Source organism: Cupriavidus sp. HE11 (genome assembly GCF_056097175.1).
Window position 1 is genome coordinate 1,901,307 of sequence record NZ_CP184464.1, and the last position, 19,230, is coordinate 1,920,536.

Below are 19,230 nucleotides of genomic sequence, written 5' to 3' on the forward strand. Positions count from 1 at the left end.
GCCACCCGCGTGGCACGCCACTGTTACATCCTTACATGCGCGAGCGGACGCGCTTCTGGAGCTTGCTCTTGATGCGGTTGAGCTTGAGCGGGGACAGGTATTCGACGAATACCTTGCCGTTCAGATGGTCGATTTCGTGCTGTATACATACAGCCAGCAGGTCGTCGGCATCGAGTTCGAACGTCTCGCCCTTTTCGTTGAGGGCGCGCACCTTGACGCGGTCGGGGCGTTCCACGCGGTCGTAGACTTCCGGCACCGACAGGCAGCCCTCTTCCCAGACCTTGCGGTTGTCGCTGGCCCAGACGATTTCCGGGTTGATGAACACCATCAGTTCGTCGCGCGTTTCCGAAATGTCGATCGTGATCACGCGCTCGTGCACGTCCACCTGCGTGGCGGCCAGGCCGATGCCGGGCGCGTCGTACATGGTTTCGGCCATGTCGAGGACGAGCTGGCGAATGCGGTCGTCCACCACCGCCACGGGCTTGGCCACGGTATGCAGGCGAGGATCGGGGTAGGTGAGGATGTCGAGTTTGGCCATGATGCTCGGGCGCAACGCCGGGTGCTGTCCACTGCCCGACCGCCGTTGCGGCGTGCGGGGTTTCCATGCAGAATCGGGGCGCTAGTACAAAAATTCAAGGCGCGCCGCAGCAGGCACGCTCTACCTAGGGTCAATCCGGTCGTTCTCCCGACCGGCTCAGGAAAATGCGCGATCTTACCAAAGAACAGGCGGCGTCGGGCCGCAGGCTGCACGCGTTCACCCTCGCCATGCTATGTGTCGCCGGCATCACAGCCGGGGCCGGCATGGCCGTTCAGGCGGCCGATCTGAACGTCTCGGCGGCACAGCTCGCCCAGGCCGACGCGACCGCCCAGCAGGGTATCCCCGTTTCCGAACTGGCGCCGAATGCGCCAGGCCAGTACACCGTGCGCTCGGGCGACACGCTGTGGGGTATCTCGGGCCAGTACCTGCGCCAGCCGTGGCGCTGGCCGGCGCTGTGGGGCATGAACCGCCAGCAGGTTCGCAATCCGCACCTGATCTACCCTGGCCAGATCCTTTACCTGGTGCAGCGCGATGGCCGCGCGTACCTGTCGACCACGGCACCGGGGGGTGCCAATGGCGATGCCCGCCTGTCGCCGCGCGTGCGCGGCGAGGGCTCGGACGGCGAAGCCATCCTGAGCATCCCGGCGTCCGATATCGAGCCGTTCCTGACGCGTCCGCTGGTTGTGGAAAAGGATGCGATCGACACATCGGCCCGCATCGTGGCGTTGTCCGATGCCCGCGTCTACATGGGGCGTGGCGATACCGGCTTCGTGCGCGGCCTTGCATCGACCGACGCAGCGGTCGGCAGCGACTGGCAGGCGTTCAAGCCGGCCTTGCCGGTGCATGACCCGGTCAGCAACGACGTGATCGGCTTCGAAGCCCAGTACCAGGGCAGCGTACGCGTGATGCGCGGCCCGGAAGGCCCGGACGCGGTCACCACGGTCCAGGCCACCCAGTCGCCGCAGGAAATGGGCACGGGCTCGCTGCTGCTGCCGCAACCGGCCCGCGAGCTGGTGCGCTATGTGCCGCATGCCCCTGACAACAACGTCCAGGCCCGTATCGCGGCCGTGTATGGCGGCGTGCAATTCGGCGGCGCCAAGCAGGTGGTGGTGCTGAACCTGGGTTCGAATGCCGGCCTGGAGCCGGGGCACGTGCTCGCGCTGTCGCGCCTGGGCGGCGTGGTCCCGGATCCGACCGACGGCAACCGCAGCATCACGCTGCCGGACGACCGCTATGGCCTGGCCTACGTCTATCGCGTCTTCCCGGGTATCGCCTACGCACTGGTCACCGATGCCAGCAGCGTGATGAAGGTGGGCGACCTCGCCACCACCCCGCAATAACCGGCCGGCGCGTGCGCGAGCACGCGCTGCCGCGTTGTTCGATGACCGATTCGACTCGCGACCCAGCCGAAGTGGCTGCCTGGGTGCGGCTGACGGCAACACCGGGTGTTTCCGCTCAGGCCGGCCGCCGTCTGCTGGCAGCCTTCGGCCTGCCACAGGCCGTGCTGGCCCTAGACCCTGCAAGGCTGCGCGATGCCGCGGAGCCGGCGGTGGCGCGTGCGCTCGCCGCGCCGCCCGATGCCGAGGTGTCCGCCCGGATCGATCGCACGCTGCGCTGGCTCGATGCCCCCGGCCACCATCTGGTCACGATGGCGGATGCCGGCTACCCGGCACGGCTGCTCGACCTTGCCGATCCGCCCCTGGTGCTTTACGTCAATGGCTGCGCCGGACGCCTCCAGGCGCCGTCGCTGGGCATTGTCGGCGCGCGCCATGCCACGGCGCAGGGCGTGCGCAATGCACAGACATTCGCTTCAGCGTTTTCCGATGCCGGGCTGACCGTGGTGTCGGGGCTGGCCCTTGGCATCGATGCCGCGGCGCATGCGGCCGCACTGGAGGGGCCCGGCGGCACGGTGGCCGTTGTCGGCACCGGCGTCGACATCGTCTATCCGGCGCGGCACCACAAGCTGGCGCACCAGATCGTGGATGCCGGGGGCGCTATCGTCAGCGAATTCCCGCTGGGTACCCCGGGCCTGCCGAACCATTTTCCGCGTCGCAACCGCATCATTGCGGCGCTGGCGCGCGGCGTGCTGGTGGTGGAGGCTGCCGAGCGGTCGGGTTCGCTGATCACTGCACGGCTGGCATCGGAGATCGGGCGCGAGGTGTTTGCGATTCCCGGGTCGATCCACGCCGAGCTATCGCGAGGCTGCCACAAGCTGATTCGACAGGGCGCCAAGCTGGTGGAGTCGGCGGCCGATGTGTTCGAGGAGTTTGCCGATCTGACGCCCGTGGCATCATCGACGGCGGCCGGACATGCCGCCGGGGGAGAGGCCAGGGCAACGGCCGGAGCCATGGCCGGCCCCGCCGCAACTACCCTGACGCCGCCGGTTGCCGACGCGCTCGGGGCGGCGCTGGCCTATGATCCTGTCACGCTCGATGCGTTGTGCGACGGCACTGGCATGACGGCCGAGGCGGTGTCCGCCGCGCTGCTGCAACTGGAGCTGGCCGGCGCGGCCGAGCGCCTGCCAGGCAGCCGTTTCCGGCGTCTGGCATGATCCGCGGTATCGCCTTTGCCTCACTTTTCGACTCCAATGGCCGTTTACTTCCCCGAGCAGGATGCTGTTGCCCTGCGCCAGGCGCTCCGTGCCCGTCCGCAGGGACGGCTGGTGGCATGCCTTTGCGCCGCATGGTGCGGCACGTGCAAGGAGTATCTGCCCGGCTTTGCGGCGTTGGCGACACGTTATCCGGACGACTGTTTCGTCTGGATCGATGTCGAAACCCACTCTGACTATCTCGGAGAGGACATCGACATCGAAAACTTTCCTACTGTATTGATTCAGCCCATTGCTGGCGGCGCACCGCAGTTTTACGGAACCGTGCTGCCCCACCTCGATGTGCTGGAGCGGATGCTGATGCGCGCGGGTACCATGGCCGGCGCAGCACCAGACATTCCAGAAGTGCTGCCCTGGTTGCTTGCCGGGGGTGCTGGTAACGATTGAGCATGGTCAGGGTGGGCGACGGCGTTTGCTTGCAAGCCCGTCGGAACCGCGCTTATTATTGGCGCCTCAAAGCCCAGGCGTGCTGTTTACATAGTTTGCTGTGAATTTCAAGAGGCGCAAACTGCCCATCCGGCAGTGGCGCCGCAAGGACCCGTTGAATGTCTAAAGCCCTCATCATCGCGGAAAAGCCATCGGTCGCCGCCGATATTGCGCGCGCCCTCGGGGGCTTTGCCAAGCACGACGAGTATTTCGAGAGCGACAACTACGTGCTGTCCTCGGCCGTTGGCCATCTGGTGGAAATCGCCGCACCCGACGACTACGAGGTCAAGCGGGGCAAGTGGAGCTTCACCAATCTGCCGGTGATCCCCCCGCATTTCGACCTGCGCCCGATCGCCAAGACCGAATCGCGCCTGAAAGTGCTCAACCGCCTCATCAAGCGCAAGGACGTGACCGCGCTGATCAACGCCTGTGACGCGGGGCGCGAAGGCGAACTGATTTTCCGGCTGATCGCCCAGCAGGCCAAGGCCAAGCAGCCGGTGCGCCGGCTGTGGCTGCAGTCGATGACGCCGCAGGCGATCCGCGACGGGTTTGCCGCGCTGCGCGAAGACGAGGAAATGATGCCGCTGGCCGATGCGGCCCGATGCCGCTCCGAGGCCGACTGGCTGGTCGGCATCAACGGCACGCGCGCCATGACGGCCTTCAACAGCAAGGGCGGCGGCTTCTTCCTGACCACCGTGGGCCGGGTGCAGACCCCGACGCTGTCGATCGTGGTGGAGCGCGAAGAGAAGATCAAGCACTTCGTGCCGCGCGACTACTGGGAAGTGCGCGCCGAGTTCATCGCGGCCGCCGGCCTGTACGAGGGCCGCTGGTTCGATCCGAAGTTCAAGAAGAACGAGTTCGATGCCGAGGCGCGCGAGTCGCGCCTATGGAGCGAGGCCGAGGCCAAGAGCATCGTGGCGGCCTGCCGCGACAAGCCGGGCACGGTCACCGAGGAATCGAAGCCGTCGACGCAGCAGTCCCCCGCCCTGTTCGACCTGACCACGCTGCAACGCGAGGCCAACTCGCGTTTTGGCTTTTCGGCCAAGAACACGCTGGGTCTGGCGCAGGCGCTGTATGAAAAGCACAAGGTGCTGACGTACCCGCGTACCGATGCCCGCGCGCTGCCCGAGGACTACCTGGACACGGTCAAGCAGACCATGGACATGCTGGCCGACAGCTCGCCGAACTACCTGACGCATGCCAAGAAGATCCTGTCGCAAGGCTGGGTGAAGCCGAACAAGAAGATCTTCGACAACAGCAAGATCAGCGATCACTTCGCCATCATCCCGACGCTGCAGGCGCCGAAGAACCTGTCAGAGCCCGAGCAGAAGCTGTACGACCTGGTCGTGCGCCGCTTCCTGGCCGTGTTCTTCCCGGCGGCCGAGTTCCAGGTGACCACGCGGATCACCGAGGTAGCCGGCCACCATTTCAAGACCGAAGGCAAGGTGCTGGTCAATCCGGGCTGGCTGGTGATCTACGGCCGCGAAGCCCAGGGCAAGGACGACAAGGACGCGAACCTGGTGCCCGTGCAGAAGGACGAGCGCGTCAAGACCGACAAGGTCGAGTCGGTCGGCTTGTCTACGCGCCCGCCGGCCCGCTATAACGAAGCCACGCTGCTGTCGGCCATGGAAGGCGCCGGCAAGCTCGTGGACGACGACGCGCTGCGCGAGGCCATGGCCGGCAAGGGCCTGGGCACGCCTGCCACGCGCGCCGCCATCATCGAAGGCCTGCTGACCGAAAAGTACCTGGTGCGCGAGGGCCGCGAACTGATTCCGACCGCCAAGGCGTTCCAGCTGATGACGCTGCTGCGCGGCCTGGGCGTGCTGGAACTGACGCAGGCCGAGCTGACGGGCGAATGGGAACACAAGCTGTCGCAGATCGAGCGCGGCCGCCTGAAGCGTGACGAATTCATGCGCGAGATCGCGCAGATGACGCAGCAGATCGTCAAGCGCGCCAAGGAATACGACAGCGATACGATCCCTGGCGACTACGCCACGCTGGACACCCCGTGTCCGCAGTGCGGCGGCCAGGTCAAGGAAAACTACCGGCGCTTTGCCTGCACGGCTTGCGAATTCTCGATCAGCAAGATCCCGGGCGGACGCCAGTTCGAGATCGACGAAGTCGAAGAACTGCTGCTGAAGAAGGAAATTGGTCCGCTGCAGGGCTTCCGCAGCAAGATGGGCCGTCCGTTTGCGGCGATCCTGAAGCTGGCCAAGGACGACGAAGGCCACTGGAAGATGGAGTTCGACTTCGGGCAGAACGACGAGGAAGACGACGAGCCGGTGGACTTCAGCGAGCAGACGCCGGTGGGCCATTGCCCGAAGTGCAATGGCTCGGTCTACGAGCACGGCATGAAGTACGTGTGCGAGAACGCCGTGGGCAGCGAGAAGACCTGCGACTTCACGACCGGCAAGATCATCCTGCAGCAGGAAATCTCGCGCGAGCAGATCGGCAAGCTGCTGACTGCGGGCAAGACGGACCTGCTGACCGGCTTCAAGTCGTCGCGTACCGGCCGTAACTTCAAGGCGTTCCTGGTCAAGCAGCCGGACGGCAAGATCGGCTTCGAGTTCGAGGCACGCGAGCCCAAGGCGGGCGCCAAGCCTGCAGCCAAGTCCGCGGCGGCGAAGTCGGCCGCCAAGGGCGAGGAAGCGGAAGCCGCGCCGGCCAAGACCGCCGCCAAGAAGGCCCCGGCCAAGAAGGCTGCCACCAAGACCGCTCCTGCCAAGAAGGTGGCGACGAAGACGGCTGCAAAGACTGCCACTAAAACGGCTGCGGCGAAGAAGGCGAAGCAGACTGCGGAAGCTGAAGAGTAAGCACTCGCAAGCCGTCCCGGCGCCAAACGAAATGGCGAGGCATCTGCCTCGCCATTTTTATTTGCTGGCGATCTTGACGAGGTTCTCGCCGGCTCGCTGCTTGCCTTCGTCGAGCAGGAAGTCGATGAAGGCGCGCACCTTGGTGGGCAGGAACTTGCGGCTTGGGTAGACCACGCTGACATCGCGGCGCGGCAGCTGGTACTGCGGCAGGATGTGCATCAGGCGGCCGGCTTCGATATTGGGCCGGGCCAGGTACGAGGACAGCATCGCGATGCCCATGTCGGCCAGCGCGGCCTGGTGCGCCAGTTCGGCATTGCTGCAGAGCAGGCCCGGGCGAATCGGCACGGTCACCTCCCCTTCCGGGCCGGACAGCGTCCATTCGTGCTCGGCCGTTGGCAGTCGCATGGCGATGGCGCGGTGGTTGGTCAGGTCGTGCGCGGTGCGCAGCGGCGGATGCTCGCGCAGATAGCCCGGAGAGGCACACAGGATGATTTCGGCGGAGATCAGCGGCCGGGCCACCAGGTGCGAACCGAGGCCCAGGTCGGACAGCATCACGCCGACGTCGCGCCCTTCCTCGACGATGTCGATCACGCGGTCGGACAGCTGCACGTCGAATACCACGTCAGGATAGCGCTGGTGAAACCGTTCCAGCGTCTTTGGCAGCAGGTGCAGGCCGAACATGACCGGCGCCACGAGCCGTAGCGTGCCGGACAGCGACTGGCTGCGGGCGGTGACGATCGATTCCGCTTCCTCGACGTCTTCAAGGATCTGCGCGCAGCGCTGCAGGTAGGTTTCGCCGGCGTCGGTCAGCGACAGGCTACGCGTGGTGCGATTCAGCAGCCGGGTGCCGAGGTGGCTTTCCAGATCGGCCACGTAGCGCGTGACCACGGCGTTGGACATTTCCAGTTGCTGCGCCGCACGGGCGAAGCTGCCAAGTTCGACCACCTTGGCGAAGACGCGCATCGATTGCAGCCGATCCATGACATAGTCTCCCGCTTCCGCCGTGAACTTTTACACGGTACGGGTAGTTTATTGTTGAAACCACAATCAATCATTGTGGAGGCGGATATTTATTCATATCAGGGGAATGCCTAATATCCCACTAACCGATGCCGCGACGCAGCAATATCCAGAATGGCGGCATCACTCGAATAAAGTGAAGGATTCGCCATGAAGCGCCAAATCGCCCTGATCGCTGCAGCCGTTGTTGCCTTGTCCGCTGCCCCTGCCTTTGCCAAGGCCGGCAAGTTCGACCCCTACACCGATGGCGCCAAGGCTACCCGCTTCGACCCGTACACCGACGGCGCGAAGGCCGGCAAGTTCGACACGTTCACGGACGGCGCCAAGGCTGGCAAGTTCGATACGTTCACCGATGGCGCCAAGTCGTTCGACGTGTACTCGGACGGCGCCAAGATCTGATTCGCCAGGTAATCCGCAAAAAGCCCGTACCAACCGGTACGGGCTTTTTTCATGGGCGCTCGGGACGGAAATCCGCCTGATTGCCCAAAAGAAAACGGGCCATCTGGCCCGTTCCTGATTTTCCGCCCCGACTTAGTCGTGGTGGTGGCGATGCTTGCCGCGCTTGTAATAGCGGCGGTCATCGTCATACGAGTTGCTGCGCGACACATTGCCGCCCAGTGCGGCACCTGCTGCACCACCCAGGCCGGCGCCGACCAGGCCGCCCGTACGGCCGCCCATGGCGTTGCCGGCTGCGGTACCCGCGCCGCCACCCAGGGCGCCGCCAATGATGGCACCAGTGCGTTCGCGGCGATTCGACGTCAGGGCGCCGCCGGCGCCACCGCCGACTGCACCGCCGATGATCGATCCGGTGCTGCCGCCCAGCGCACCACCTACAGCGGCACCTGCCACGCCACCCAGGCCACCGCCGAGCGCGTTGTTCAGATCACCTCCTGCAAACGCCGGCAGCGTAGCCGCCGAGAGGGCAAGAGCCAGAGTCAGGTTGCGGAGAGGATGGCGAGACATCGTATTTTCCTTATGTGGTGTGTATCTGGAAACGGAGTGTAGAGAAGCAGCCCTACCCTTGCTGTAACCAGTTGTGAGGTGCTGTAACCCGCTGCAGAAACGGTATCCAACCGTTAAAAAGCGATGCTCCGGCGCAACAGCGCGCAATGATACGTCACAAAGTCCGGCCGGCGAACGGGCATGAAAAAAGCGGCCCCGCAGGGCCGCTTTCCGGTGTCAGGCGCTGGCTGCCGTCAGCAGCACTTGCCCTGCCCGCCTCCGTACCGGGCCTCCTGGCGTTCGCGGAAGAATTCCTCGTACGTCATTGGCGCGCGGTCCGGATGGGTGCTTTCCATGTGGGCCACGTAGGTCTGGTAGTCGGGCAGGCCCACCATCAGCCGCAGCGACTGGCCCAGGTAACGTCCCATGTTTCCGATCTGATCCAGCATGTGTGGCTCCTTCCGGTTAGTGCGAGGCGGCCGACGCCTGGGCCGGCAGCGGTTCGAACGGCGTTTCGCTGTCGGTGCGCTTGCCCTGGTTGCGGGCCGACATGGCGGTCTTGAAGCCGTAGAAGACGATCGACAGCACCACGAACATGAACAGCGCGCACAGGCCGGCGTCCAGATAGTCGTTGAAGACGATGCGGTGCATCTGCTCCATCGTCTTGGCCGGTGCCAGCACCTTGCCTTCGGCAATTGCGGCGCTGAACTTCGACGCGTGCGTCAGGAAGCTCACCTTCGGGTCGGCGTCGAACAGCTTCTGCCAGCCGGCGGTCAGCGTGCAGATCAGCAGCCAGCAGGTGGGCAGCAGCGTCACCCAGGCGTACTGGCCGCGCTTCATCTTCACCAGCACGCAGGTGCCCAGCACCAGCGCCACGGCGGCCAGCATCTGGTTCGAGATACCGAACAGCGGCCACAGCGTGTTGATGCCGCCCAGCGGATCGACCACGCCCTGGTACAGGAAGTAGCCCCAGGCCGCCACGGTCAGCGCGGTGGCGATCAGGTTGGCCGGCAGCGATTCGGTGCGCTTCAGGGACGGCACGAAGCTACCCAGCAGGTCTTGCAGCATGAAGCGGCCGGCACGCGTGCCAGCATCGACTGCGGTCAGAATGAACAGCGCCTCGAACAGGATGGCGAAGTGGTACCAGAAAGCCATCATGGCCTGGCCACCCACCACCTGGTGCAGGATGTGCGCGATACCCACCGCCAGCGTCGGTGCGCCACCGGCACGCGAGATGATCGTATTTTCGCCAACGTCCTTGGCGGTCTGGATCAGCACGTCCGGTGTGATCACGAAGCCCCAGGTGGAAACCACGTGCGCCACGGCCTCGGGCGAGGTGCCGATCACGGCGGCCGGGCTGTTCATCGCGAAGTACACGCCCGGTTCGATCACCGACGCGGCCACCAGGGCCATGATGGCGACGAACGACTCGGCCAGCATTGCGCCATAGCCGATGAAGCGCGCATGCGATTCGTTTTCCAGCAGCTTGGGCGTGGTGCCCGACGAGATCAGCGCGTGGAAACCGGACACCGCACCGCAGGCGATGGTGATGAAGAGGAACGGGAACAGGTTGCCCGACCACACCGGGCCACCGCCCTGTGCGAACTGCGTGAAGGCCGGCATCTTCAGCTCCGGCGCCACGATCAGGATGCCGATGGCCAGCGCGATGATGGTGCCGATCTTCAGGAACGTCGACAGGTAGTCACGCGGTGCCAGCAGCAGCCACACGGGCAGCACGGCGGCGATGAAGCCGTAGATGATCAGCATCCACGTCAGCGCCTTGCCGTCGTAGGTGAACAGCGGCGCCAGCACGGCGCTTTCATGCACGTACTGGCCGCCGATGATGGCCAGCATCAGCAGCACGAAGCCGATCACCGATACCTCGCCAATGCGGCCCGGACGGATGTAGCGCGTGTAGATGCCCATGAAGACGGCGATAGGGATGGTCACCGCCACGGTGAACGTGCCCCACGGCGAGCCCGCCAGCGCCTTCACCACGATCAGCGCCAGCACCGCCAGGATGATGATCATGATCATGAAGCAGCCGAACAGGGCGATCAGGCCGGGTACGGTGCCCATTTCGGACTTCACCAGGTCGCCCAGCGAACGGCCGTCGCGGCGCGTGGAGATGAACAGGATCATGAAGTCCTGCACCGCGCCGGCAAACACCACGCCGGCCAGGATCCACAGCATGCCGGGCATGTAGCCCATCTGCGCGGCCAGCACAGGGCCCACCAGCGGCCCGGCGCCGGCAATGGCGGCAAAGTGGTGGCCGAACAGCACCGCCTTGTTGGTCGGCACGTAGTCCAGGCCGTCGTTGTGGCGCCACGCGGGCGTCATGCGCTTGGGGTCGAGCTGCATCACCTTGTCGGCGATGAAGCGGCTGTAGTAGCGGTAGGCGATCAGGTAGATGCAGAGCGCGGCAACCACGATCCACAGTGCGCTGACGGCTTCACCGCGCGACAGCGCGACAGTGGCGAAGGCAAATGCGCCGAGTACGGCGACGGCCAGCCACAACAGGTGTTGTCCGATGCGATTCATGTTGAAGGGTCTCCTCAGACCGGCTGAAAGAACCTGCGGCGACAGGGAGCCCGGGCAGCGGGGGCGGTGCCGGATGGCGCCACCGACGATCGCGTGGAAAGGGAGTCTCCTGGATGTCTGCGGCGTCCGGTCTGTTCTCGTCTGGACCCGGATCTTGTCGTGCAGGCAGGCAGTGCTCCCAGGGGGCGGGATCGCCTGGGCCGGGGAGCACCTACTGCGTCGGATTTGCGCGGCGGGCAGGCCCGGGCGCAATCCGGCGTGTAGTATTGACACCCGCCCATGTCGGCACAAGCGCGAAACTACGCAACACCCTTGCGTAGTAGTACTTAGACCGACGAAATCAAGCGGCCTTCCCGGCATCGGTGTTTACCCCCGGTTCAGATGAAACTCCGCCAAAAGATACTTTTGCTCGCCGTGGCGCCCCTGGCTGTCGCGATGTTGGGCATTGCGCTGGCCGTGCGCTTCCAGGCCACCGCGCTGGCCCGTCACGAACGCGCGCTGGTGGAGGCCGCCTACCTGCAAAGCAAGGAAACCGAACTGCGCCACTACGTGGATCTGGCGCAGAGCGCCATCGCGCCGATGGTGCAGTCGGGCCGCACCGACGCCGCCACGCGCCAGGCTGCCATGGAGGCGCTGGCCAGGCTCGACTACGGCCCGGACGGCTATTTCTTCCTTTATGACCTGCAAGGTCGGAATCTGATGCATCCGCGCCAGCCTGAACTGGTAGGTCAGGATTTGTGGCTCATGCGTGACCCGCAGGGTGCGCTCACGATCCAGAAACTGGTGGCGGCGGCCAGGTCAGGGGGTGGCTCGGTGCGCTACATGTGGCAGAAGCCGTCGTCGAAACAGACCGTGCCCAAGCTTGGCTACGTGGTGGCCGTGCCAGGCTGGAACTGGATGCTGGGCACTGGCATCTACCTGGACGATGTCGAGCAGACGCTGCGCCAGCTCGATGCTCGCGCCGAGACCGATATCCGCGAGACCATGGCCTGGATCGGCGTGATTGCCGCCGTCAGCATCCTGCTGGTGGCCGCCAGCGGGCTCGCGCTCAATATCAGCGAACACCGCGAGGCCGACGCCAAGCTGCGCCAGCTGGCCCAGCGCGTGGTGCAGTCGCAGGAAGAAGAACGCGCCCGGTTGTCGCGCGAACTGCACGACGGCATCGGCCAGTTGCTGGTGTCGGTCAAGCTGGTGCTGGAAGCCGCCACCAACCGCATCCGCCTGGCGCCATCCGAAGGCGCGTCGGTGGCGCCCATCCTGGGCATGGCGCTGAACCGGCTCGATTCCGCTTTCAATGAAGTACGACGCGTCTCGCGCAACCTGCGACCCGCCCTGCTCGACGACCTGGGCTTGTACGCGGCCCTGCAGCACCTGGCGCGCGAGATGCAGGCCGGCAGCACGCTGCAGGTGGATGTCACACAGAGCGGGCAGCCCCACGAACTGGCCGACGAACAGGCGACGGCGCTGTTCCGCATCGCGCAGGAAGCGCTGACCAATGTCGAACGCCATGCGCATGCCTCGCGCGTGGACGTCGAACTCGAATTTTCACCATCGGCCACCCGCCTGACCGTGCGCGACAACGGCACCGGCTTCGACGTGGCCCGCATGCAGCACGACCCGCAGCGCGGCATCGGCCTGCGCAACCTGCGTGAACGCATGGCGGCGCTGGGCGGCCAGTTCGACATCATGTCGATGCCGTCGGGCACGCGGCTCGTGGCGATGCTGCCGGTGGTCAATCCTCCTTCCGATATTCCGCTGTCATGACCAATATGACCGTTGTGCACGACGACGATCCCGTCCGTCCTCCTTCCAATGCCCCGGCCAGGGTCCTGCTGATCGACGACCATGCGCTGGTGCGCGATGGAATGCGCATGCACCTGACGCTGCAGCCCGGCCTGGAGGTGGTGGGCGAAGCCGACGATGGTGAAGCCGCGCTGGCGTGGCTGGCCGGCGCCGGCCCGGCAAACCTGCCTGAACTGGTGATTACCGACATCGGCATGCGCGGCATGGGCGGCATCGCGCTGGCCGGGGCGCTGCACGACACTTACCCCGAAGTGGCCGTGCTGATGGTATCGATGCACGACAACCTGGAATATGTGCGTCAGGCTATCCGGGCGGGCGCCCGCGGCTACGTGCTCAAGGACGCGCCGGCCGACGAACTGATGGCCGCCATCCGGACCGTGCTGGCCGGCCGCGTGTTCTACAGCGCCCGCATCGCCCGGGGCATGGCCGAACATGCCATCAGCCCGCTCGATGCCCTGACGCCGCGCGAACGCGACATCCTCCACGGCATCGGCCGCGGCCAGTCCAACAAGGACATCGCATCGCGCCTTGGCGTATCGGTGCGCACCGTGGAAACCCATCGCCTCAACCTGAAACGCAAGCTCGGCATCGAAGGCCGCGCGGAACTGGTCAAGTACGCGGTCCAGCAGCTGGGTATCGAGAACGATCCGGTGTAGTTGCGTAACGCGGGGCCGCCTCCCCCGCGCCTGCCCCACTGACTTGCCCTGGCACCGGCAAACAAAAAAGCCGACCGGCAAGGCCGGTCGGCTTTCGATGCAGCGTTGCGCTACCGGGGCGATCAGCCCAGGCGCTTTGCCAGTGCCGACTTGGTGTCCACCAGGGCTTGCGGCAGGTTGTGCTTGAGCTGGGTGAACAGTTCGTCGTGCAGGGCCAGTTCCTTCTGCCAGGCGTCCTGGTCGATCGAGGTGACCAGGTCGAACTGCTCGGTCGTGAACGACAGGCCGTCCCAGTTCAGGTCGGCGTAGCGCGGCGACGTGCCGAAGACGTGGTCCACGCCCTCGCCACGGCCTTCCACGCGGTCGATCATCCACGACAGCACGCGCATGTTTTCACCGAAGCCCGGCCAGACGAAGTTGCCGTCGGCATCCTTGCGGAACCAGTTCACGCAGTAGAACTTCGGCAGCTTGGCGCCCGCGGCTTCCAGCTTCTTGCCCAGCGCCAGCCAGTGGCCGAAGTAATCGCTCATGTTGTAGCCGCAGAACGGCAGCATCGCGAACGGGTCGCGGCGTACCACGCCTTGCTGGCCAGCAGCCGCGGCGGTGGTTTCCGAGCCCATCGTGGCGGCCATGTACACGCCTTCGGTCCAGTTGCGGGCCTCGGTCACCAGCGGCACCGTGGTGCTGCGGCGGCCGCCGAAGATGAACGCGTCGATCGCCACGCCAGCCGGGTTGTCCCAGTTTTCGTCGATCGACGGGCACTGCGAGGCCGGTGCGGTGAAGCGGGCGTTCGGGTGGGCGGCCTTGGCGCCGGTTTCCTTGGCGATGGCAGGCGTCCAGTCCTTGCCTTGCCAGTCGATCAGGTGCGCCGGGGCTTCCTTGGTCATGCCTTCCCACCACACGTCGCCATCGTCGGTCAGCGCCACGTTGGTGAAGATGACGTTTTCCTTCAGGGTCGCCATCGCGTTGTAGTTGGTCTTCTCGCTCGTGCCCGGGGCCACGCCGAAGTAGCCGGCTTCGGGGTTGATCGCGTACAGGCGTCCGTCCTGGCCCGGCTTGATCCAGGCGATGTCGTCACCGATGGTGGTGATCTTCCAGCCGTCGAAGCCCTTGGGCGGGATCAGCATGGCGAAGTTGGTCTTGCCGCAGGCCGACGGGAATGCGGCGGCCACGTGGTACTTCTTGCCCTCGGGCGAGGTCACGCCCAGGATCAGCATGTGCTCGGCCAGCCAGCCTTCGTCACGGCCCATCGTCGAAGCAATGCGCAGTGCGAAGCACTTCTTGCCCAGCAGTGCGTTGCCGCCGTAGCCCGAGCCGAACGACCAGATTTCGCGCGATTCCGGGAAGTGGACGATGTACTTCGTCGGGTTGCACGGCCAGGCAACGTCCTTCTCGCCGGTGGCCAGCGGCTTGCCCACGGTGTGGACGCACGGCACGAACTCGCCGTCGGCGCCCAGCACGTCGTACACGGCCCGGCCCATGCGGGTCATGATGCGCATGTTGACGGCCACGTACGGCGAATCGGACAGTTCCACGCCGATGTGGGCGATCGGCGAACCCAGCGGGCCCATCGAGAACGGCACCACGTACATGGTGCGGCCGCGCATGCAGCCGTCGAACAGGCCGCTCAGCGTGGTGCGCATTTCGGCCGGGGCGGTCCAGTTGTTGGTCGGGCCCGCGTCTTCCTTCTTCTCGGAGCAGATGAAGGTACGGTCTTCCACGCGCGCCACGTCCGACGGATCGGACAGGGCCAGGAACGAGTTCTTGCGCTTGGCCGGGTTCAGGCGGCGCATGGTGCCCGCGGTCACCATCAGTTCGCACAGGCGGTCGTATTCTTCCTGCGAGCCGTCGCACCAGTAGATCTGGTCAGGTTTGGTGAGAGAGGCGATTTCTGCAACCCAGGCGACCAGTTTCTGGTTCTTTACCCAGGTCGGCACGTTCAGTGCCGGGGTGCCTTGCATGGTGGGGTGGTTCATCTGACTGCTCCAAAGCAAAAGGGAAATCTGTCATGTCCGACCAGGGCGTTGCCGGTGTCTCGGGGGAAGGCGGGCGCCGGAGCGGCATGCCGCGTTGGGCATGGCGCACTCGCTGGATGACCGTCACATCCCGTTACAACTCGGCGACGACCGATTCCGCGCAAATGGTCGCGGGGGTCCCTGCGGCTGCGCTACAGTTGCGCTTTGCCCGCTTTTGGCGGGCGGCAGGGTCCGGTCGGGCATTGTCCGGCGGCGAACAGGGGGCGGGAGCTTGGCTCGACCGCACTGTTGCGCCGCGGAGGCGGGCAAGAATACCACTGTACGGACACCCTGTTTTTTGCTGCGCAGCATTGTCTCCCCTGCCGGAATGCCAGAATCGACCCGCGCAACCTGGCCGCGCGGGGTGGCCCGCGGGACTGTCATCTGTCAATGTTGCGTCAGGGAAGTCAACAATACTGTCGGTCGCGCGCTGATTCTGTGGCCGCGCGCACCAAGCCCCCGAGGTCAAAGAGTCACCCATGAAGATTGCCGTTCTCGACGATTACCAGGACGCCGTACGCAAGCTGCCGTGCTTTTCCCTGATGGAAGGACACGACGTCAAGGTCTTCAACAACACCGTCAAGGGCGTGGGCCAGCTTGCCGCGCGACTTTCCGACGTGGAAGCGCTGGTGCTGATCCGCGAACGCACGCGGGTGACGCGTCAGTTGCTCGAAAAGCTGCCCAAGCTCAAGATCATCAGCCAGACCGGCCGGGCCGGCAGCCATGTGGACCTGGAAGCCTGTACCGACCGAGGCGTGGTGGTGCTGCAGGGCGTGGGTTCGCCCGTGGCGCCGGCCGAACTGACCTGGGCGCTGATCATGGCTGCCCAGCGGCGCATTCCGCAGTATGTGGCCAGTCTCAAGCACGGGGCCTGGCAGCAGTCGGGTTTGAAGTCGACCACCATGCCGCCGAATTTCGGTGTGGGCCAGGTGTTGCGTGGCCAGACGCTGGGCATCTGGGGCTACGGCAAGATTGGCCGGCTGCTGGCCGGCTATGGCCGCGCCTTCGGCATGAACGTGCTGGTCTGGGGACGCGAGGCATCGCAACAGGGCGCCCGCGAGGACGGCCTGAACGTGGCCGAATCTGTCGATCAGCTTTTTGCCGACAGCGATGTGCTGTCGCTGCACCTGCGCCTGAACGACGAGACGCGCGGCATCGTGAAGCTGGCCGACCTGCAGCGCATGAAGCCCACGGCCCTGTTCGTCAACACCAGCCGCGCGGAGCTGATCGAGGAAAACGCGCTGGTGGCGGCGCTGAACCGGGGCCGTCCGGGCATGGCGGCCATCGATGTGTTCGAGTCCGAACCGATCCTGCAGGGCCACGCGTTGCTGCGCATGGAAAACTGCATCTGCACGCCGCACCTGGGCTATGTGGAGCGCGACAGCTACGAGTTGTACTTCCGCACGGCCTTCCAGAACATCCTCGACGTGCTGGGCGGCAAGCACGACAGCATCGTCAACCCAAAGGCGCTTACGCCCGCGCTGTCGCGCTGAGTCCGGCCGGGGGGCTCCCCCGGCGCCAGCCACCCCAGGCACGCACCCCGACGCACGCCAGGCCTGCGTGCGTCTGTTTCCCCACATTCCACCCCTTCAAACAAGCGGACGAGCCGGTACACTCGGTTCAAAACGTCAGCGCGTGGCCTTGCGTACCGGAGCATACGCGCAGGCCCCGCACACGCAAGGAGGGCGTCCCGTGGCCGAATCCGATCCGCGTCCCAATCCCGCAGGCGCTGGTGGCACGGCCGTCGGCCGCGTACTGGCGATCAATGTTGGCGTGGCCTTGCCACTGGTAGTGGCCGGGGCTGGCACCGAGGCGGTGGTCATGTCGGCCATCCGCAAGCATCCGCTGAGTACCCTGCATCACCCGATTGCCGTGGGCGTGCATCGCCTGGGCCTGGCCGGTGACGAGCAGGTCGACCGCACCGTCCACGGCGGTGCGGGGCGAGCCGTGTATGCCTATCCGATCGAACACTACACATGGTGGAATGCACGCCGCCGCGAGGCCGGCGTGGAAGAAGCCGAACGGCCGCTGGCCTTTGGTGCGATGGGCGAGAACCTGACCATCCAGGGGCTGCTCGAAGCTGCGTTGTGGGTGGGGGACCGCCTGCGTGTGGGCGAGGTCGAACTTGTGGTGGAATCGCCACGTCGACCCTGTTACAAGCTCAACGCGGTGATGGGGTACGCGCAGGCCGTGCGGGACATGACCCAAAGTGGCTTTTCCGGTGTGTACCTCAGCGTGACACAGCCGGGCGTGATCCGCGCCGGGGACAACATGCTGCTGACACCGGGCCCACGCCAGATCTCGATGGCGTGCCTGAACCAGCGTACCGGGGCATGAGTCGCCACTTGCCGCCCGCATCGCGCCTGAGCACGCGTTAGTCCCAAGTTGAGTCGTCATGCTTTTCTGCTAATGTTTTGCTTCTGATACAAGCAATTCGGCCGACCCTTCCCTCTGGTCCAGACATCCTCCCCTGTTGATGCTGTAATGGCTTGTAATACATCGCACTTTGCCTAGAAAGGGCAATGCGGTACTAGTAGCGATTTGCGCGGGCACGACCGGATCCAAGAAGCCGGGGCCATTGGGGGAGCGCGCCATGCGGCATTTGAGGGTCCTCACATGAAAACAGACGGGATCGACCAGCCGAAAGGCTTTGTCGATGGCAACTGGAGCGCGTCCACTTCGACTGGTCGCGGCCGCATATCGCCCTGGGTGGCCATTGCAGGGCTGGTAGTACTGGCACTGGCAGGCTGGTTTGGGTGGAAAACGTGGCTGGCACCGAAGCCGGCGGCCAAGGGCCCGGCCATTACCACGGTGAGCACCGCCGTGGTCAGGCAGTCCGACGTGCCGGTGGAGGTGAACGCCAACGGCACCGTGACCGCGATGCAGACCGTGGACGTGCGTCCGCAGGTTTCCAGCACCGTGCGCACGGTTCATATCAAGGAAGGCCAGTCCGTGAAGCCGGGCGACCTGCTGTTCACGCTGGACACGCGCATGGACGAGGCCAACCTGGCTAAGGCGCGCGCCCAGCTGATGCGCGACCAGGCCGACCTGTCCGATGCACGCCGTACGCTGGCCCGCAGCCAGGAACTGCTGCAGCGCAATTTCATCTCGCGCAGCGCGGTGGATACCGCCCAGGCCAAGGTCGACGGCTTCGAAGCCACGATCCGGGCCGACCAGGCCGCCATCGAGGCCAGCCAGGTTGCCACCAGCTACGGCCAGATCCGCGCCACCATCGGCGGGCGCACCGGCGTGATCAACGTGTTCCCGGGGTCGCTGGTGACGCCGGCCAACACCACGACCACCCCTGCGATGGTGACGATCGCCCAGATTGCACCGATCACGGTCATGTTCACGCTGCCCGAGCGCCAGCTGGCCGCGCTGCGCGAAGCGCTGCAGGCGGGCCCGGTCACAGTGTCGGCACAGCCGAACGACGGCAACCCGGCCCCGGTCAGCGGCAAGGTCACGTTCGTCGACAACACGGTGGACCCGCAGTACGGCAGCATTCGCGTCAAGGCGATGTTCCCCAACGACGAGCACCGGCTGTGGCCCGGCACCTATGCCAATGTGAACGCGACCGTGCAGGTGCTGAAGAACGCGCTGAGCGTGCCGCCGCAGGCCGTGGTGACGGGGCCTGAAGGCCGCTTTGTCTATACCGTGCAGCCCGACAGCAAGGTGGCGCGCGTGCCGGTGAAGGTGGTGGTGACCACCGCCGCCGCCGCCGTGGTGGAAGGCCTGCAACCGGGCGCCCGCGTGGTGACCGAGGGCGCGCAGAACCTGCGCCCGGGCACGCTGGTGCGCGAGGCCGCGCCGCGCGGGGCTTCGGCGCCCGCCGCCGCGGCACCGGCATCGGCCAATAGCGGACACTAAG

At 65.6% G+C, this 19,230-nt stretch carries 16 protein-coding genes; 10 read left to right on the top strand and 6 right to left on the bottom strand.

Annotated elements, in window-relative coordinates:
• Window positions 1–31 precede the first annotated feature (31 nt).
• Window positions 32–538, bottom strand: coding sequence for a peptide deformylase (def, locus tag ACOABP_RS08845; RefSeq protein ID WP_474224540.1), 507 nt, complete (start codon window positions 536–538; stop codon window positions 32–34).
• Window positions 539–702: 164 nt separating this feature from the next.
• Between def and ACOABP_RS08850 the strand changes: the two genes are divergently transcribed.
• The 4 genes from ACOABP_RS08850 to ACOABP_RS08865 all read left to right on the top strand — a co-directional run bounded on the left by ACOABP_RS08850 (window position 703) and on the right by ACOABP_RS08865 (window position 6,385).
• A complete protein-coding gene (locus tag ACOABP_RS08850; RefSeq protein ID WP_474224542.1) occupies window positions 703–1,878 on the top strand; it encodes a LysM peptidoglycan-binding domain-containing protein in 1,176 nt (391 codons plus the stop codon).
• A 41-nt stretch (window positions 1,879–1,919) separates the two neighbouring features.
• Window positions 1,920–3,089: a DNA-processing protein DprA gene (gene dprA / locus ACOABP_RS08855; RefSeq protein ID WP_474224544.1), complete on the top strand. Its 1,170-nt coding sequence runs from the start codon at window positions 1,920–1,922 to the stop codon at window positions 3,087–3,089.
• Between the two features lie 36 nt (window positions 3,090–3,125).
• On the top strand, window positions 3,126–3,533 hold the full coding sequence (locus ACOABP_RS08860) for a thioredoxin family protein (RefSeq protein WP_474224545.1): 408 nt from the start codon (window positions 3,126–3,128) through the stop codon (window positions 3,531–3,533).
• A 158-nt stretch (window positions 3,534–3,691) separates the two neighbouring features.
• Complete coding sequence (locus tag ACOABP_RS08865) at window positions 3,692–6,385, top strand: DNA topoisomerase III (RefSeq protein WP_474224547.1); 2,694 nt, start codon at window positions 3,692–3,694, stop codon at window positions 6,383–6,385.
• A 57-nt stretch (window positions 6,386–6,442) separates the two neighbouring features.
• Here the strand turns inward: ACOABP_RS08865 and ACOABP_RS08870 are convergent, their stop codons facing one another.
• Window positions 6,443–7,366: a LysR family transcriptional regulator gene (locus ACOABP_RS08870; protein WP_474224548.1), complete on the bottom strand. Its 924-nt coding sequence runs from the start codon at window positions 7,364–7,366 to the stop codon at window positions 6,443–6,445.
• 189 nt (window positions 7,367–7,555) lie between these two features.
• On the opposite strand from ACOABP_RS08870, the gene ACOABP_RS08875 reads away from it, so the two are divergent.
• The gene (locus ACOABP_RS08875; RefSeq protein WP_066734493.1) at window positions 7,556–7,804 is read left to right on the top strand and encodes a hypothetical protein; all 249 of its coding nucleotides are present in this window, start codon (window positions 7,556–7,558) and stop codon (window positions 7,802–7,804) included.
• 132 nt (window positions 7,805–7,936) lie between these two features.
• Here ACOABP_RS08875 and ACOABP_RS08880 read toward each other — a convergent pair whose 3' ends face one another.
• The 3 genes from ACOABP_RS08880 to ACOABP_RS08890 form a co-directional block, all read right to left on the bottom strand.
• Window positions 7,937–8,368 (bottom strand): hypothetical protein, encoded by a 432-nt coding sequence (locus ACOABP_RS08880; protein ID WP_474224549.1) that lies wholly within the window; start codon window positions 8,366–8,368, stop codon window positions 7,937–7,939.
• A gap of 233 nt (window positions 8,369–8,601) precedes the next feature.
• On the bottom strand, window positions 8,602–8,796 hold the full coding sequence (locus tag ACOABP_RS08885) for a YbdD/YjiX family protein (protein ID WP_066734504.1): 195 nt from the start codon (window positions 8,794–8,796) through the stop codon (window positions 8,602–8,604).
• Window positions 8,797–8,812: 16 nt separating this feature from the next.
• Window positions 8,813–10,888, bottom strand: a complete 2,076-nt coding sequence (locus ACOABP_RS08890; protein ID WP_474224550.1) for a carbon starvation CstA family protein — start codon at window positions 10,886–10,888, stop codon at window positions 8,813–8,815.
• A gap of 381 nt (window positions 10,889–11,269) precedes the next feature.
• On the opposite strand from ACOABP_RS08890, the gene ACOABP_RS08895 reads away from it, so the two are divergent.
• Window positions 11,270–12,652 (top strand): cache domain-containing protein, encoded by a 1,383-nt coding sequence (locus ACOABP_RS08895; protein ID WP_474224551.1) that lies wholly within the window; start codon window positions 11,270–11,272, stop codon window positions 12,650–12,652.
• A 5-nt stretch (window positions 12,653–12,657) separates the two neighbouring features.
• On the top strand, window positions 12,658–13,347 hold the full coding sequence (locus ACOABP_RS08900; RefSeq protein ID WP_474227799.1) for a response regulator: 690 nt from the start codon (window positions 12,658–12,660) through the stop codon (window positions 13,345–13,347).
• Between the two features lie 122 nt (window positions 13,348–13,469).
• On the opposite strand, the gene ACOABP_RS08905 is transcribed toward ACOABP_RS08900, so the two are convergent.
• On the bottom strand, window positions 13,470–15,323 hold the full coding sequence (locus ACOABP_RS08905; RefSeq protein WP_474224553.1) for a phosphoenolpyruvate carboxykinase (GTP): 1,854 nt from the start codon (window positions 15,321–15,323) through the stop codon (window positions 13,470–13,472).
• Window positions 15,324–15,841: 518 nt separating this feature from the next.
• Here ACOABP_RS08905 and ACOABP_RS08910 point away from each other — a divergent pair.
• The 3 genes from ACOABP_RS08910 (at window position 15,842) to ACOABP_RS08920 (ending at window position 19,229) form a co-directional block, all read left to right on the top strand.
• Complete coding sequence (locus ACOABP_RS08910; protein WP_474224554.1) at window positions 15,842–16,855, top strand: D-2-hydroxyacid dehydrogenase family protein; 1,014 nt, start codon at window positions 15,842–15,844, stop codon at window positions 16,853–16,855.
• A gap of 199 nt (window positions 16,856–17,054) precedes the next feature.
• The gene (locus tag ACOABP_RS08915; RefSeq protein ID WP_474224555.1) at window positions 17,055–17,699 is read left to right on the top strand and encodes an MOSC domain-containing protein; all 645 of its coding nucleotides are present in this window, start codon (window positions 17,055–17,057) and stop codon (window positions 17,697–17,699) included.
• A gap of 279 nt (window positions 17,700–17,978) precedes the next feature.
• Complete coding sequence (locus ACOABP_RS08920) at window positions 17,979–19,229, top strand: efflux RND transporter periplasmic adaptor subunit (RefSeq protein ID WP_474224556.1); 1,251 nt, start codon at window positions 17,979–17,981, stop codon at window positions 19,227–19,229.
• The last annotated feature ends 1 nt before the right edge of the window (window position 19,230 follow it).

Bases quoted from the DNA above. Each gene is read 5' to 3' on its own strand.
- def (WP_474224540.1), bottom strand. From the start codon at position 538: ATGGCCAAACTCGACATCCTCACCTACCCCGATCCTCGCCTGCATACC.
- ACOABP_RS08850 (WP_474224542.1), top strand. From the start codon at position 703: ATGCGCGATCTTACCAAAGAACAGGCGGCGTCGGGCCGCAGGCTGCAC.
- dprA (WP_474224544.1), top strand. From the start codon at position 1,920: ATGACCGATTCGACTCGCGACCCAGCCGAAGTGGCTGCCTGGGTGCGG.
- ACOABP_RS08860 (WP_474224545.1), top strand. From the start codon at position 3,126: ATGGCCGTTTACTTCCCCGAGCAGGATGCTGTTGCCCTGCGCCAGGCG.
- ACOABP_RS08865 (WP_474224547.1), top strand. From the start codon at position 3,692: ATGTCTAAAGCCCTCATCATCGCGGAAAAGCCATCGGTCGCCGCCGAT.
- ACOABP_RS08870 (WP_474224548.1), bottom strand. From the start codon at position 7,366: ATGGATCGGCTGCAATCGATGCGCGTCTTCGCCAAGGTGGTCGAACTT.
- ACOABP_RS08875 (WP_066734493.1), top strand. From the start codon at position 7,556: ATGAAGCGCCAAATCGCCCTGATCGCTGCAGCCGTTGTTGCCTTGTCC.
- ACOABP_RS08880 (WP_474224549.1), bottom strand. From the start codon at position 8,368: ATGTCTCGCCATCCTCTCCGCAACCTGACTCTGGCTCTTGCCCTCTCG.
- ACOABP_RS08885 (WP_066734504.1), bottom strand. From the start codon at position 8,796: ATGCTGGATCAGATCGGAAACATGGGACGTTACCTGGGCCAGTCGCTG.
- ACOABP_RS08890 (WP_474224550.1), bottom strand. From the start codon at position 10,888: ATGAATCGCATCGGACAACACCTGTTGTGGCTGGCCGTCGCCGTACTC.
- ACOABP_RS08895 (WP_474224551.1), top strand. From the start codon at position 11,270: ATGAAACTCCGCCAAAAGATACTTTTGCTCGCCGTGGCGCCCCTGGCT.
- ACOABP_RS08900 (WP_474227799.1), top strand. From the start codon at position 12,658: ATGACCGTTGTGCACGACGACGATCCCGTCCGTCCTCCTTCCAATGCC.
- ACOABP_RS08905 (WP_474224553.1), bottom strand. From the start codon at position 15,323: ATGAACCACCCCACCATGCAAGGCACCCCGGCACTGAACGTGCCGACC.
- ACOABP_RS08910 (WP_474224554.1), top strand. From the start codon at position 15,842: ATGAAGATTGCCGTTCTCGACGATTACCAGGACGCCGTACGCAAGCTG.
- ACOABP_RS08920 (WP_474224556.1), top strand. From the start codon at position 17,979: ATGAAAACAGACGGGATCGACCAGCCGAAAGGCTTTGTCGATGGCAAC.